This window comes from Bariatricus sp. SGI.161 (genome assembly GCF_050313695.1).
GTDB lineage: Bacteria > Bacillota > Clostridia > Lachnospirales > Lachnospiraceae > JAFBIX01.
On the sequence record NZ_JBNPLX010000024.1, the window covers coordinates 1 to 14835 of the forward strand.

Here is a 14835-nt window from a genome sequence, read left to right on the forward strand (position 1 = left end):
TAGATAAAGGCTTTACAGCTTAGGTAAATGATAGATAGCCGGTACCGTGTCGTTTGCTAGTTTTTGTGAGATAATTACTCTAAAAAATCTAAGGTTTTCAGGGAGGGCTATCTCATGGATAAAATCACACACAAAGTACGCTGCGAACAATGGACTAAGATCATAAAAGAATGTCTGGCTAGCGGAATGAACAAAACCGCCTGGTGTAGAGAACATGGTATTTCTGACAAGTCATTCTTCTATTGGCAACGTCGGCTTCGTGAAGAAGCTTATATTTCTACAGTAGAATCTTCTTCACTTCCAGCAGTCAATGCAGTAAGTGTACCAGCAGAGCCGTCGGTTAATTTCGTTGAATTAAGGTTACCTGAACAATCCACCGTATCATCATCTGCATTCAGACCAGATGTGATCATTCGAAAGGACTCTTTTTCGCTGGAGATTTCAAACACTGCTTCTGCGGAACTGCTAAGTAGGATCGGAGGCCTCTTACATGCTGAATGATGCAACCGGTTTTGACAAGATTTTTATCGCCACAGGGTACACCGATTTAAGGCGTGGAATTGACGGCTTGGCATCCACTATTAAATATCAATTCGAACTGGATCCTTTCCAGAAAAACATCCTGTTTCTTTTCTGTGGCAAACGTACCGACAGAATCAAAGGGCTGGTTTGGGAAGGAGATGGGTTCCTGCTTCTTTACAAGCGATTAAATGTTGGCGGATTCAGTTGGCCTCGTACGAAGGAAGAGGCCATGAAGTTACTCCAAAACAATACCGTATGCTGATGCAGGGTCTGGAGATTGTTGCCAGGCGTCCGATCGAGGAACCGACAGATCCTCCAAAAACAATGTGACTGTGCAATACGTAGAAAATAAAATTTCTATTTTTTACACTTAAAAACGATACAAAATATTTTTTTATTAGTTATCCACAAAAGCGTTTTCTGCTTAAGTAATTCTTTTCACGAAAGAAGAATCCTTTGCAGAGTCTTTTATCGTAGAATTATTCCTCCAGCTTCAGGAACAGAACGATAAGCTTTCTGGTGAGATACAAGATCTAAACAGAAAAATGGAACTCCTCATTGAGCAGGTTACTCTTTCCAATAAGAACAGATTCGGCAGATCTTCTGAGAAGATGGATGATGCCAGTCAGATCTGTTTCATGGAAATAGATGGAACCATTGTGTTCTTCAATGAAGCCGAGGCGGTATCTGATCTGGATGCCGAAGAACCTGAAACTTTGGAACCAAAACCAGTTCGCAAACCAAAATCTGTTGGGAAGAAGGATGCCGATCTGTCAGGTCTTCCGGTGAACATCATTACACACTACATGACCGAGGAAGAATTAGTGGCTGAGTTTGGAGAAAACGGTTGGAAGCAGCTTCCAGATGCAATCTCCAAACGTTACCGTTTCATTCCTGCAAAGGTTGAAATAGACGAGCATCATGTTGGTGTGTATGCCAGCAAGAAAGATGGACGAATTATAAAAGCAGACCACCCACAGGCATTGCTTCACGGAAGTCAGGTATCTCCAACACTTGCTGCAGCGATTATGAATGGCAAGTATGTCAATGCTGTTCCTCTCTATCGCCTGGAACAGGAGTTTTCTCGTTATGGTCTTAGCATCACACGTCAAAACATGGCCAATTGGATGATTAGACTGGGCGAAAGCTATCTGGCAATCCTGTACGATTATCTCCATCAAAAGCTGTATGATTATCATGTGATTCAGGCAGATGAAACTCCTGTTTTGGTACATCGAGATGGTCGTCCTGCCGGATCCAAGAGCTACATGTGGGTGTATCGCTCCAGGCATCTGTACAAAGACAAACAGATCGTCCTGTATGATTATCATAAAACTCGCAACAGCTCCCATCCAAGGGAATTCCTGAAGGACTATTCCAGCATCTGTGTGACGGATGGATATCAGGTCTACCACAAAGTCGAAAAAGAACGCGAGGATCTGCGAATCGCAGGCTGCTGGGTTCATGCCAGGAGAAAGTTTGACGAGGCGATGAACGTTGTTCCAAAAGAACAGCGCAAGAAGTCCAACGCCTATCTGGTAATGAAACAGATACAGGCAATCTATCGCGAGGAGGGTAAACTACAAGAACTTTTACCTGATGAAAGACTTATGCAGCGACATCTGGTTATAAAACCATTGGTTGATGCCTTATTTGTGTACCTCAAAGAAATGGAACCAACTGTTCCTTCCAGCGGACAGCTACGAAAGGCATACACATATATTTTGAATCAGGAGAAATACCTCCGGGTATTTCTGGAAGATGGCGAAGTTCCAATCGACAACAACGCATCGGAACGTGCCATCCGAGGTTTTTGCATAGATAAAAAGAATTGGCAGATGATTGACACCATCAACGGTGCCCATTCATCCGCGATCATTTACAGCATTGCGGAAACAGCAAAGGCAAACAATCTAAAACCGTATGATTACTTCGTATATCTCTTAGAAGAGATACCGAAGCATATGGATGATACCGACCGATCCTTTCTGGATGATCTTTTACCGTGGTCACCAAATCTACCGGATGGGATTCGAAAGAACTGATAACCAGGGCTGCCGTAAGGTAGCTCTTAATTTTTGGAGGTACTCGCTATTGAGCGTGTACTACTTTCAAATCGCTTTTGAGATAATATATGGGCTTTTTTATTAAATATCGTCAAAATTTATTATACACAAATCAAAGAATTGGATTATATATAAATCACCCTACTCTAATCCATTTCCCCACCCATTCTTGACGTGTATAATTGTAAAGACGTTTATATAACACTCCATTTACAACTTTATATCTCCAGTCTATAATTTCGGCTCTCGGACTAATTGCGTAGTTCTGCTCTATCGCTAGGCTTTCTTTAGAAGTCGCTTGACTAGCTAATACTTTTCCTTCAATGTTTCCACTTAATATTAACACGGCCAATAAAATTATAAATAACTTCTCTTTCATTTTCTTTTCCCCTCATAAATTGGCAATCTTTTCATATTCTCGTCTAATTCAGACAATGTAACAACATATGTATTGTCAACATATAAATCATATTGATTGTCATTTTTAATTAAATAAGCATTATTTTCATCAATAGTAAACGTAGTCTTTTCAACTTCGTTTGAGACAGAGTATGCTTCTGGGACAAAAAACAAACCTGATAATATCATTATAACTAACACACAAAAATTGATTCCTCCAGCCATTAATGACTTCTTACCACTTTTTCTTTTATAATTGATTATTTTAAAAATTCTAATCTTTAAATCAGATTCTTTCAAAGTAAAAGGAATCATAAAAGCTTTCTTATGTGCTATAGGCTGATACAGAGAGCATAGTTTAGCATTTTTATATAAACACTCAACATAGTCTTTTTTTTCATTATAAGGGATGTTTTTAATAACAGAAATATCATTAGCCACTTCAACAAATAGTAAAAACTTATCTCTAAAAAAATATACAATCGGATTCCACCAATAAATCCGCACACAAATCTCTAGTAATGTTTTTAATAGTAAATCCCCCTTTCTATAATGTAATATTTCATGTGTTATAATGAATTTTAATTCCTCATTCGTATATTCATAATCTGGGAGAATCAAAATCGGATTGATGACTCCAGAAATAGCTGGCACTATTTGTCCAGACAAAATCACGACCCGCACCTTTTTCATGTTATTTTCTTTTAATATTTGCATAATTTCTTCTGGAGGTTCATGTCCAATCGTAACCGCTTGCAGCAAAAGAATCCTAAACCGATAATATTGATATGCTAACTGAACCAATGCAATTAGCGCTCCTGCTACCCATATAGTCACTAGACATTCTACCAAAGACCACTTTCCTATCTCTGTCTCCAAAAAAAAACTAGTAATTTGGGGTAATCCTCTCTTAATAGGAAACGTAATAGTAAAAGGAAAATTGATCGGAACTACTGCTCTTAAACATAAAATAATGATTCCCATAAATACAACTCGAACATTATTCAAAAAGAACTCAGAATTTATCATTAAACTTATTCTAAGATATAAGTATAGGAATATAATCAATAATACACAAAAAAGTATAGATCCAACCGATGGCATTATCTCTCTTCCCTCTTCCGTTTTTCTTCGATAACTTTCTCTATTTCATTCAATATATTCCAGTTATTCTCCTTTTTAACTAAGGCAATTAATCCAATACCGGAATCTTTTTGATTTCCTAGCTCTTTAGAGATAGTTAACAAATATTCTTCCTTAGTTATAATTGTCTGATAAGTTCTTGCTAAAACATTTTTACTATGTACAATTTCGGCAACTTCTACATATCCCATCTTTATCAACGCTTTAATTCCATATTGTACAGTATTTATATTTATTGAGTGCCTCTCTGCTATTTCTGAAATAAGAAGTGGACGCCCTGCATCCCATAAAATATTTAAGATTTCAAATTGTCTTGAAGTTAACACTTGCTTTCTCATAATATCCCTCCATATTATCAATATACTAAATCACTAATATATTGTCAATAATATAGTATAATATAACATTACTTTTAAAGGAATTTATATAACAACAAAATTTCTTCTTAAGTCAATTCTAAAAAAACCACTACATATTTACATATGCTATTTTTCTACTTTTAAGCATTAACCATATGACAATTCACTCTGCCCCTATATACAGGAAACCTAGTATAGACTCCTTTAGACATATATTTCATCTAGATCAATACACTTTTGCGCTATGTCTAAAAATTTTTTATCATGTGTTGCACAAATTATGGTTTTATTCTGAGCATTTAATTCAATTAGCAATTGCATTATTATATTTGCATTTTCTCCATCTAAATTCCCAGTTGGTTCGTCCGCTAATATTATATTGCAAGGCTTTAAAAGAACTCTTGCAATAGCCACTCGTTGCTGCTCACCTCCGCTCAAATTACAAACCTTCTTTTTTAAAATCGATTTAGGTAACATTACTTTATCCAATACTTCTTCTATTAATTCTTTTTTGAAAGATTTGTTGTATTTTGTGGCAAGTAACAAATTACTCTTTACTGTATCATTTTCAAGTAATTCATAATTTTGAAAAATATAGCCAAACTGATATCTTCTTGCAAGCATAGTTTCTTTATTACTTATTACCTTTTTCTCATCAATATAAACTTCTCCCTTTTGCGGTCTTAATAGTAACCCTATTATATTTAACAGCGTCGTTTTTCCACTTCCACTTTTTCCCGTTATAACTACAAACTCTCCATCCTTGATAAAAGTAGAAAAATTGTTAAAAATTTTTTCCTTACCATAGGTGTACGAAACATTTTTTATATCAATCATATACCTTTTACCTCATAAATTTTGAATAATCTCTAGTGTTTAAAATCATAAAATTTACTTGAAATAAATATACTTAAAATATTCACAATCCAAACAAACAACAGATAATATGCTAAAACATTTATAGAAAAGTACAATTTCAAAACCATCCCTCCCCCTAGTATGATAATTAAATCAGTAATAAGTAAGGGAGCATTAGTATACCACCACGAATAACCAAACAAAAAATATACATAATATTTCATCTTATTCTCCCAAAAATACAAATACGATAATATTATAGATAGCACAATATTACTTATCATTAAAAGGGTAATTATTATCAGTAATTTAATCAATTCAGTATTGTATCTATTACGCAGCTGCCCTAACTCAGCATAAACACTTGGAGCCGATAAAATATTTATGGAGTTAGTCTTTTCCATATAAGGAGTAATGGTAAGATATGCATTATTCGTTCCATGATCCTCAAAAAACAAACTATTACTTGCATAAGCCCCTAAGTATGAAGCATGAATTTTATTGTCAAAAATAACCGTTACAACATCTTGAACCACATGATTTTCCTCATCCCCTGTCATACTATTAAAAGTAAAATAACTACTATCATTCTTGACATATATAATATTTATTTTAAGACTATCTTTTTCTAGATCCTCTTCTTTCCTGCCACATGCATTATTATACATATTGGCAATTTCAACTTTTGCAAAATAGAAAAAGTCTTTATACTGTTCAATAAGTTCGTTTTCCGAATCCTTTAAGTGCTCTGGTACTAAAAGATTCATTGTATTTTCATCGGGATCTAATAAACTTTCAACACGTTTATTATCAGGCGTAAATATTGGGTTGAATCGAAAATAATTTTTACTAGCCACTATACTTCGTCCATATGGCCCATATTCACCAACATCTTTCTGTTGCTGATACCAATACATTTTTTCCCCATTCTCATCTCTAAATGTTTCAAAATTATTTGAATCCAATACAAATCCATTTTGATTCTCCTCAATTTTCGCAAAAAAACTCATTAAATCTTCAGAAAATCTTTCATCATCTTGTAAACTTATCTCCCCTAAAAATCTCGTTTGTATTTTATATATACTTTGTGTTTTTTCCCATTCATTTCCTGTCTGCATTGTATCTAGTAAATTTAGTACTGCATTATTGCTTCTGCAAAGCATAATTAATGTAAATATCAAAATAATACTCTTTAAAATCCAAAGTGAATATTTTCCTATAAACAAACCCGCTTTTTCATAAAACAGATAACAAAGTGAAATAACTCCTATAAGTAACAATATAAAAATTATTAATAATACTATCTTTACATAATCTTGCCAAAACAATAAAAATACTCCCCGCATATATGCTACACATATATATCCTCCCATGATTATACCGCAGACAATTAACGAAAATACACCTACTACATTAGTGAAAACATATTTAATATACTCCCATTTCCCAAATCCCAAATAGAAGTATATTTTCTCTCTCCCTCGATTGCCAAGTATTACTTTAATCTCCAATAGGCACAAACACATAATTAAAAATACAATCAAATACAACATTATAGTTTCTTGTTGATTATTTTCTGTACTTTCAAACTCAATAGCACCATATTTTTTTGCTTGATCTTCCAGTAGATTTAATATTTGTATATCATGAGTATCTATATAAAATGAGTAATTATATCCCGACTTCATTGCATACGTAAAATCGAAAATTTTAACTTTATTCTGCGAAAATGGATAACTAATTTTTCCAACATAGTTATTATCATTTGTTTCTATATTTTGAACAAATTTATTTCCCTTAGGATATTTCCCTCCTTCTAAAATAAAATAGTCATCATACCTTAAGTTTGTTGAGTATATCATAATCTCGTCTTCAGAATTATAATTATATTGCATTATATTAACCTGATTCTTATTTGAAAACGTTTGCAAAAACTCATAAAACTTCTCTACTTCAGCGTTTTTATTATATGACATATAAAAGTGCTCTTTACCAAACAATAACTGGTTTTCAATCTTGCTATTATTCAAAAAGAAGGAACAAAAAAATAGCAATTCACATAATACGAATACTAAAATTAATTGGATTCGCTTCATATCACCCCTTGTATGATACCTCTAAAGATCATACCGCCCTTTCATCGAATTTAAAATTATAAAACTCTTCCTTTCTCCCTTGCTTATATAATCAAACAAGTTTTTCAGCCTTTTTAGTTATTTCCGAAACATTGATTTCACTTAATTAGAATTCACAAACTATTTTTAAATTAAATACGGTCGCCAATACTGACGACCCGTATTTAAATCTTAATTATTAATCTGTTCTTGTGTCCCAAAATGCCTCATTGCCGCCCCAAGGAGTAGCAATAATTCTTGCTCTTGCATAAACCGCAACCGGCATCCACGGTGTACGATCCATAGACCCATTCCCATTTTTTGCGGTTGCACGATGCCTTTTAGAATTATGATTATAATATGAAATACACCATTGTCCATCTATGCCATATGTCCAAGTTCCTCCTCCTGCTGAAACTGTAGCACGTGTCTTTGGGGACACATCTTCAGTAACATATACATGTCCACTTTCTACATTTTCAGCTGCTAATGCAGAAACAGACGGCAACATGCTCATAACTGCTAATGACATTACTAACCCCGATAAAACTTTTCTCTTTCGCATAATTAACCTCCTCACTTTTACAGTTTTCAAACCAGATAACTGACGATAATAGCTAAGCGCTTCTTTTCGACTTTTATCTTATCATATTACACCATATTATTCAACCATTTTATTGTTATTATACCAAATTATTGTTATTATACCTTGTTTTTATTGTATTCCATTTCAATTCAGCAGGAACTTTACATGTAACAGACTATATTCTATTTATTGTTTGATCAACGTAACATATTAATATTTTTCCCTCTTTGAAAAGGTAAATTCAAATCGACATACGGACCTTTAAACAAATCCTCTTTTATAAGTTGCTTTTCAAATAAGCCCTGAAGTTTACCAGAACCAAATTCAAAAGAAGATCTGAGATACTCCTTGTACCTGTCATTTATATACCTAGACCTTTCTATTGGATTTTTTTACTCAAAACACATCACCCCATCATTCAACAATTACCATATAATTCATACCCTCAGCTCCCTTAATAATAGGAGAATCAGTAACATGATTCCTCTGAATATCAAGCGTTAAAGGCTTTCCTTTTTTCGTTACCGTTATCTCCATATTTCCGTTGATAACATCGCTACAGATTTCAACATCTACCTGCTTTACTATATTACTTCTTAAGTTTGAATTTAACTCCCTAATATAGATTTCTGCGACAAATCTTCCATCTTCCTTTTTCTCAAGTAATCTTATGTAGGATCTGCTCAGCATATATCCCTGAGTATTTCCATATCCTCTTGCATAATAAATCTCTCTTATCTTAAACTCACGCCCGGTAAAATCATCTCGTGCAAAAAACACTCTGCAAAACCGCCTCATTTCACGATTCTTTTTAAGCGAAAGACCAAGCCCCTTGGTTTTTTCTGTAAATACTATTGAATATTTTTCAAATGAAACAAGATCGCTTATTTCTATAATTCCATCGTTCACAAGATTTTCTTTTCTAAAAACACTCTCATCCTTTGCGTTGAATATTTCACAACAAACATTGCCTCTTCCATAAAACCATGGATTTATATGTAACTTCTTTGTAACAGTATCATAGATAAGCTCTGTCTCATCTCTCATCTGACACTTGTTATTACAAAATACAGCACGTTTTACTTTTCCCTGCTTAAGGAAAGCCAAAAATGTAAAATCATACTCTTGTTTATAGCTACACAGGAAGCCAATCGCTGCCTGCCTATATACTCCTTTATTTTTTAATGAAACTGTTTCAAGAGGCCGTCCCATAGATAAGTAGACCACAAACTCATCTACCTCTGAATCATAAACATCCAGTATTGTTTCATTGCTTAAATCTCCTATCCAAATTTCATCGCTGAGTGGTCTCCACTTAGATCCAGATAATCTATATGCTGCCAAGTCAAAGGGCAAATCACATGGAAGATCATATTCAAAATTAAGCTTACACATCTTCACCAGTAATTTTGCGAATTCTTCTTTATCTTCGATCCTATACCGATTTGCAACTACTGTAAGATACTGATCCCGATTCATACTGATACTGCTCACCACATCCGGCTCCATTGATATTTCTTCCTCAGATTTCTTTTCAAAATGATATCCCGTCATGATAACAAATATCATTATTACGCACACTATACATATACGTTTCTCATTCATACTTCTTATCCCTCTTGTTTGCAATCTATACATTGCAATTGTATGAAATTTTTCAAGTAAAATCAATACAAGCACAGCGATGCAAATGAAAGGTATGGATTATTTATGGAACAAAAGTTACGACAAATCAATGATGTTTCCATTGGAAATAATTTACGAAATTTAAGAACTGCAGCGAACCTCACACAAGAACAGGTTGTTGCTCAATTACAGCTAAGAAATCTTCCAACCACTCGTAGCATTTATTCTCAGATTGAAGCAGGTACCTACAACATCAAGATTAGTGAACTCATTGCCTTGACCGAAATATTTCATACTGATTTCAACACAATATTTAATGGACTATCCTATAACAAATGACCCTGGATTAACAGTTTTCATTCTGTCATCCAGGGTTTCACTTATCAGTCATATTCTTCAAATATATACGAGTTATAGTTCCATTCCATTTCTCTGCTTCTTCTTTTTCGGCTGCTGTTCCACGATCTGTTTCTTCCCCTCTAACCGTTCATGAATACTCCATTTCTGCCCGATATTTTTCTGCATTTCCTGTTTCTCCACATTCGGAATATTCGCCGGAATCCTCAGATACATTTTCTCCGGTTCTGGTTCCGGTGCATCCCATGCTTTTTGAGCCAGCTGAACCTTCTTTAATTCAGCTTTCGCAGGCCTCATTACCTTTGTAACTTCCAGTGCATTTTGATATCCATGCTGAGCCGGAATCAAATCCAGTGTAGCCTTCGCCTTTTCCAACTTCACAATTGCTTTCCCAATGGCATAGATCTTCTGTTCCTGTTTTTTCATCTTGTTCAGGATTTGCTGCAACCGCATAACCTCTGCTTCCTGCTTTTCGGAAGAAGGTCTTTTTCCTTTCGGTTTTGCCGGCAATGGTTCTGGCGTAATGTCAATCCGCACATCATGATCAAGCAGTGGATTCCCCTCTGAATCTCTATCACAGCATTTCGTTTTCCGCAGAAATTCTACAATTCCCCTCAGGTATCCGATTGCTTTGCTGTCATTACTTCCATTTCTGATGCACCCGTAAGCAATGCCTGATCCACATTCCGGTTCCATGCATTATTACCCTGCTTTTCTTTCGCATATACCACATGCTTTTTAACATTTCCCATATAAAAAACCTTGAGTTACAAGCAATTTTTGCTCATACCTCAAGGTTTAATTTTTCTATTGGATATCCATCACTTTTATCTTTTACAAGATAATACTTTTTGTCCTTTAATAAAATATCTATTCCAGTTCCTTTGCGGACTGCGTTTCATGACACGCAAAGGCTGTTATTAGAGGTTTATATTTCGAACGTGCGTTCTGTTTTTGTGTTTTTCGCACCGCTTATGAAGAAATAAACTCCAAAATAACTCCATTTTACTCTTTATTATTTTGTTGTTCTTCTCTTGCGTAAAGAATGTCCAACGCCTGGAATATTACATTACTCATAGTCTGATAATGTCTCTCTGCATAAGATACTAGCTTTTCTTTTTGCTCTGGTGACATCCTAATTCTCAGACTAGAATCTTTGCCGTCTAATGATGGTTTTCTAGGCATCTTTCTCTCCTCCTTACATTTCATAGTTTAACACGAATTGATACAAGTGTCAATCTCGTTTTGTTAATATCACCCATTTCCCTTTTTGGCTACTTCCCTGCCTCTTCAGATAATTCTTTTCCTTCAATTTGGTTATATAATACTTCACACTAGCAAGATTCCAATCTAACGCATTAGCCATTTCTTTCTGCGTGATTGAAGGTTGCATACGTACAAGATTCAGAATTTCTATTTCTTTCTCACTCAGTACATTTTCATCTTCCACTTGGTCTAATCTCTCTAAATCTTGGTTAGCTTGGTTAGTAGCTTGGTTAGCTTGGTCAGTTATTGGATTGACTCGGAACAACTCTACCCGAAACATATTATCAAATTCCTGAAATCTCGGCTTTGGAAGTCCATACTCTTCTGCAGCATTAAGGATTCTTTTTATTCCGCTTCCCCATGCCTCTACAAGTCCCATCTGACTGAATATATTGGCAATGCCTTTATTCCTGATCTTCGAATGACCATTCATGACTTCCTCATAAGTTAATCCGTTATATAATCCACCCGGAGATGTCACCTCCAATCTGTCATCATAAACTGCGACCTGAATACAGGATTCATCTAATAGGTTACGGTGACAATGGGCATTAATAATCATTTCCCTGATTGCTTCCGGTGGTAACTCATATTTCTCTTTTCGCACCAATCCGTCAATTGTTGCTCCAAGCCGAATATTTCTCAATACAAAATCTACTGCTTCTTCGATTTGTGTATAGATTGGTCCTGTAAATTCTCTCTTATCCAGAAACATTGCACGATCTGTTCCCTTGAATACCGCACGTGGAGTGTGTTGTCTTGATGTCAAGGGTGGAGAAGTAGAAGGATTGCAAATGCCTATATAAATAAAGGGTTTCCAGACATTGAGCTTTTCTATAGGCTACTTTGCCGGAGGTTCTCATATCAGGAAACCCTTATTTTTATTGTTTGAGGTAACATATCAACTGCCCTGAAAGTGATAGGGTTGAGTTGACAGGTTAGATAACGCCTATTTTTGTAGGGGTTGAGTTGACAGGATAGATGTAGAATTTAATCTTCTCTCTCCGCATCTGTATCGAAAATTCTGTCAAGCTCCTCATTTGATATAATGCCACGTACTTTGTTTCTAACCGTTGTTTTTCCCATATCAAGACGATAGAAATGGTCACGACCATCCACACCTTTTTTTAGTCGAATAAGTTGAATCCTACCAAATTTATCCCAGTGTTTCTCAGCAAATTTTGCTAATCCTACAGCTTTGGGGTAATTGTCTTTACGACTAGGGTCATGAGGTTCAAGAATGTCGAAAACATAACCTTCTGTATCAGCTCTCACAACTACCAAATCTGGGAACATGGAAGTGGTAACGCCGTTAACTTCATACGGAATTTCGAGTGACCATTTTTTACGATCAAGATTACGCAACCAGCAAATAGCGCCATTTTTTAGTTCTTCATCAATAACTCCGCTTTCCCATTTATTTAGTGATGTTTGGAATGTGCCATCCTCAGCACAGTAGAGATGTTGTTCAAACTTTATTCTATCGTCTGGCAGATAAAAATCGATTGAATCCGGCAATACCCATGGCACTGCAATTGGTTGTGCTGAAGCGTTGATTAATCTTTCATAAACATTCTTTCGTGCCTCATTTAGCTTTGCAATGGCGCGTTTGTTATTTTCATACAGTGTAATAAATTCTTCCTCTGCGAAATCATTTATTCTTTCCATTGCATTAGTATCATTTGTAAGAACGATTATTTCAACTTTTACATCAATATGATCCCTGGTACTATTCCGAATCCAATATTCTTTGTGCAAGCCTTCCCCTAACAATTTTCCCGATTGTTCAAAATGACGAGAAATATCAAACTCTGATACTGTCATAGTCTGTGAGGACTCATCAAAAGAATAGGCATTGTCTCCATAATCAAATGTCAACGTGCCAAGCTCAAAGCCAGTGATTGCAGCTACTCGGTTTTCAAAATCACCACTTTCTTTGATCCGCGTGATTTCCTCATGCATTTTTAACAACACTGCGTTTTTGATAGTCTTTTGAGCTTCTAAGTCGATACCATCCATGGTAAGAGCACGAGAAATCTGAATTAATAATTTTAATGGTGCTTGCTTACGAACTGAATCTATCCGGTAAGTGATGAGGTTATCCATTGCATCAAACACGTCTGTATATGCCAAGTTTCGCCCTAATGTTACAAGCTCTTTGTTAGTTCCTGTTTCTGTTGGCATAATTGCTTCACTGTCACGTAAAGCATTAACAACATTTTTTACCGTTTCTTCATCAAAGTATGGAAGGAATAAGCTGACGCTGTTAAGTTCAGCATCAGAAGATATCCTTCTGGCCAAAGGTGTACGAATAACTCGCCCTAACAATTGAGCAATATAAGTATAATCCTGCGCACTACGGAATGACATCATTGTTTCGGCACGTGGACAATCCCATCCTGTAGAGAGATTCATTTTGAAGAATACAACCATCACATTTTCTTCGTCATTTATTCTAGACGCTTCTATTTGTTGTATTTCAACATCACGTACTTTAAGTGTGCCACGGTCATTGAATGTATGCACGACTTCACCTGGCTGTAATTTGCGTCCTATTGTTTCTTCTAGTAAATCAATACAAGTTCCTAAATCAGTATGAGTTGCTTCACGCTCATTGCCATCTTCAACCTGTATAACAAGAATAGGGTTCACCATTTTCTCGTCTTCGCGCTCACAGTAGGATTTCCAATGAGCACATTTTTTGCGCCAATTATCTACTGCACCTTTAAACATTGTCATATCGGCAGTTAATTGAATATCTGGATAGTGTATGATGATTCTGTCTTTCAACAAACCGGACTCACGTACCTGCTCAGGTGGAACGATGACTTTCTGGACGGTTGATGTCGTTCCGGCAATTAAATTATCAAATTTCTGGGGTGTCGCTGTCACACCGATCACTAAAGGCATGACACAAAGTCCGTCTTCTTTACTGCCTTTAATAAATTTTTGCATTATTGACTGTGCCTTGTTTTCTGCTTGAACGGATGTATAGGTACCCCTATGCGCTTCATCAATCACCACATAAAATTGTTTAGGACTGCGCTTAGCAGTATTAGTAAGTGTTTCCCAGATGGAATATTGGCGTGTATCTGAAGTCCCTGTTAGCAGTTTATCAGAACCGAGTTTTTGAGTATTTAAAAAGTAAATGCAACCACCCTCGAAATATTCAGTGTTAAAGGTTGATTCTATTGTTACCAGATCACGAACACGAATTTTGTCAGATTTACTTTCAATCTTCAGCCTTGTTTGTTCGTTAAGCTCCGGTGAATCGGATAGCCAAATGAAAACAGAATCTGGCTCTCCAATGCTGTCAGCACTGCCATATAATATATCCTCAAAAAGTGTTGTCATAATGATAGTTTTTCCTGAACCCGTAGGGGCGGAAAAGGATATTATCTGTGGATCGCGTTCGCTCCACATCAAATGCGCTTTATTAATTTTATCATGTAGTTCGGCAAGGGCCGTTTCCTGAAAAGGAAATAATATATCTCTCATTTATGAATCCCTCCTGCTTCCCAACACAAAGTTATCGATAT

General features: G+C 35.7%; 15 protein-coding genes. 4 read left to right on the plus strand and 11 right to left on the minus strand.

Features of this window, described 5'->3' with window-relative positions; all coding sequences use genetic code 11:
• Positions 1-114 precede the first annotated feature (114 nt).
• The 3 genes from tnpA to tnpC all read left to right on the plus strand — a co-directional run bounded on the left by tnpA (position 115) and on the right by tnpC (position 2567).
• Positions 115-501 (plus strand): IS66 family insertion sequence element accessory protein TnpA, encoded by a 387-nt coding sequence (gene tnpA, locus ACQRBH_RS13100; protein WP_427744382.1) that lies wholly within the window; start codon positions 115-117, stop codon positions 499-501.
• Positions 491-784 carry an IS66 family insertion sequence element accessory protein TnpB gene (tnpB, locus tag ACQRBH_RS13105; protein WP_427744380.1) on the plus strand — a complete coding sequence of 98 codons (294 nt, stop codon included), beginning with the start codon at positions 491-493 and terminating at the stop codon, positions 782-784. The genes tnpA and tnpB overlap by 11 nt, the downstream gene beginning before the upstream one ends.
• A 169-nt stretch (positions 785-953) precedes the next feature.
• A complete protein-coding gene (tnpC, locus tag ACQRBH_RS13110) occupies positions 954-2567 on the plus strand; it encodes an IS66 family transposase (protein ID WP_427744384.1) in 1614 nt (537 codons plus the stop codon).
• 157 nt (positions 2568-2724) lie between these two features.
• Here tnpC and ACQRBH_RS13115 read toward each other — a convergent pair whose 3' ends face one another.
• The 7 genes from ACQRBH_RS13115 to ACQRBH_RS13145 form a co-directional block, all read right to left on the minus strand.
• Positions 2725-2967, minus strand: a complete 243-nt coding sequence (locus ACQRBH_RS13115; RefSeq protein WP_427744379.1) for a hypothetical protein — start codon at positions 2965-2967, stop codon at positions 2725-2727.
• Entirely contained in the window at positions 2964-3971 is a 1008-nt protein-coding gene (locus ACQRBH_RS13120; protein WP_427744378.1) for a M56 family metallopeptidase, read from the minus strand. The genes ACQRBH_RS13115 and ACQRBH_RS13120 overlap by 4 nt, the downstream gene beginning before the upstream one ends.
• A gap of 119 nt (positions 3972-4090) precedes the next feature.
• Positions 4091-4468: a winged helix-turn-helix transcriptional regulator gene (locus ACQRBH_RS13125; RefSeq protein WP_427744377.1), complete on the minus strand. Its 378-nt coding sequence runs from the start codon at positions 4466-4468 to the stop codon at positions 4091-4093.
• A 225-nt stretch (positions 4469-4693) separates the two neighbouring features.
• Positions 4694-5326, minus strand: a complete 633-nt coding sequence (locus ACQRBH_RS13130) for an ABC transporter ATP-binding protein (protein ID WP_427744376.1) — start codon at positions 5324-5326, stop codon at positions 4694-4696.
• A gap of 32 nt (positions 5327-5358) precedes the next feature.
• Positions 5359-7323 (minus strand): hypothetical protein, encoded by a 1965-nt coding sequence (locus ACQRBH_RS13135; protein ID WP_427744374.1) that lies wholly within the window; start codon positions 7321-7323, stop codon positions 5359-5361.
• A gap of 337 nt (positions 7324-7660) precedes the next feature.
• Positions 7661-8026 carry a lactococcin 972 family bacteriocin gene (locus ACQRBH_RS13140; RefSeq protein WP_427744373.1) on the minus strand — a complete coding sequence of 122 codons (366 nt, stop codon included), beginning with the start codon at positions 8024-8026 and terminating at the stop codon, positions 7661-7663.
• Positions 8027-8461: 435 nt separating this feature from the next.
• Positions 8462-9652, minus strand: a complete 1191-nt coding sequence (locus tag ACQRBH_RS13145; protein WP_427744372.1) for a hypothetical protein — start codon at positions 9650-9652, stop codon at positions 8462-8464.
• Between the two features lie 105 nt (positions 9653-9757).
• On the opposite strand from ACQRBH_RS13145, the gene ACQRBH_RS13150 reads away from it, so the two are divergent.
• A complete protein-coding gene (locus tag ACQRBH_RS13150; protein ID WP_427744371.1) occupies positions 9758-10012 on the plus strand; it encodes a helix-turn-helix domain-containing protein in 255 nt (84 codons plus the stop codon).
• 72 nt (positions 10013-10084) lie between these two features.
• On the opposite strand, the gene ACQRBH_RS13155 is transcribed toward ACQRBH_RS13150, so the two are convergent.
• The 4 genes from ACQRBH_RS13155 to ACQRBH_RS13170 form a co-directional block, all read right to left on the minus strand.
• Entirely contained in the window at positions 10085-10726 is a 642-nt protein-coding gene (locus tag ACQRBH_RS13155; RefSeq protein ID WP_427744370.1) for a hypothetical protein, read from the minus strand.
• Positions 10727-11035: 309 nt separating this feature from the next.
• Complete coding sequence (locus ACQRBH_RS13160) at positions 11036-11215, minus strand: hypothetical protein (protein WP_008705291.1); 180 nt, start codon at positions 11213-11215, stop codon at positions 11036-11038.
• A 49-nt stretch (positions 11216-11264) separates the two neighbouring features.
• Positions 11265-12011, minus strand: a complete 747-nt coding sequence (locus ACQRBH_RS13165; RefSeq protein ID WP_235671379.1) for an ATP-binding protein — start codon at positions 12009-12011, stop codon at positions 11265-11267.
• Between the two features lie 275 nt (positions 12012-12286).
• Entirely contained in the window at positions 12287-14794 is a 2508-nt protein-coding gene (locus ACQRBH_RS13170; protein WP_021401100.1) for a DEAD/DEAH box helicase, read from the minus strand.
• Positions 14795-14835 lie beyond the last annotated feature (41 nt).

Coding starts and splice junctions, on each gene's coding strand:
- tnpA (WP_427744382.1), top strand. CDS start 115: ATGGATAAAATCACACACAAAGTACGCTGCGAACAATGGACTAAGATC.
- tnpB (WP_427744380.1), top strand. CDS start 491: ATGCTGAATGATGCAACCGGTTTTGACAAGATTTTTATCGCCACAGGG.
- ACQRBH_RS13115 (WP_427744379.1), bottom strand. CDS start 2,967: ATGAAAGAGAAGTTATTTATAATTTTATTGGCCGTGTTAATATTAAGT.
- ACQRBH_RS13120 (WP_427744378.1), bottom strand. CDS start 3,971: ATGGGAATCATTATTTTATGTTTAAGAGCAGTAGTTCCGATCAATTTT.
- ACQRBH_RS13125 (WP_427744377.1), bottom strand. CDS start 4,468: ATGAGAAAGCAAGTGTTAACTTCAAGACAATTTGAAATCTTAAATATT.
- ACQRBH_RS13130 (WP_427744376.1), bottom strand. CDS start 5,326: ATGATTGATATAAAAAATGTTTCGTACACCTATGGTAAGGAAAAAATT.
- ACQRBH_RS13135 (WP_427744374.1), bottom strand. CDS start 7,323: ATGTCATATAATAAAAACGCTGAAGTAGAGAAGTTTTATGAGTTTTTG.
- ACQRBH_RS13140 (WP_427744373.1), bottom strand. CDS start 8,026: ATGCGAAAGAGAAAAGTTTTATCGGGGTTAGTAATGTCATTAGCAGTT.
- ACQRBH_RS13145 (WP_427744372.1), bottom strand. CDS start 9,652: ATGAATGAGAAACGTATATGTATAGTGTGCGTAATAATGATATTTGTT.
- ACQRBH_RS13150 (WP_427744371.1), top strand. CDS start 9,758: ATGGAACAAAAGTTACGACAAATCAATGATGTTTCCATTGGAAATAAT.
- ACQRBH_RS13155 (WP_427744370.1), bottom strand. CDS start 10,726: ATGGAACCGGAATGTGGATCAGGCATTGCTTACGGGTGCATCAGAAAT.
- ACQRBH_RS13160 (WP_008705291.1), bottom strand. CDS start 11,215: ATGCCTAGAAAACCATCATTAGACGGCAAAGATTCTAGTCTGAGAATT.
- ACQRBH_RS13165 (WP_235671379.1), bottom strand. CDS start 12,011: ATGTTTCTGGATAAGAGAGAATTTACAGGACCAATCTATACACAAATC.
- ACQRBH_RS13170 (WP_021401100.1), bottom strand. CDS start 14,794: ATGAGAGATATATTATTTCCTTTTCAGGAAACGGCCCTTGCCGAACTA.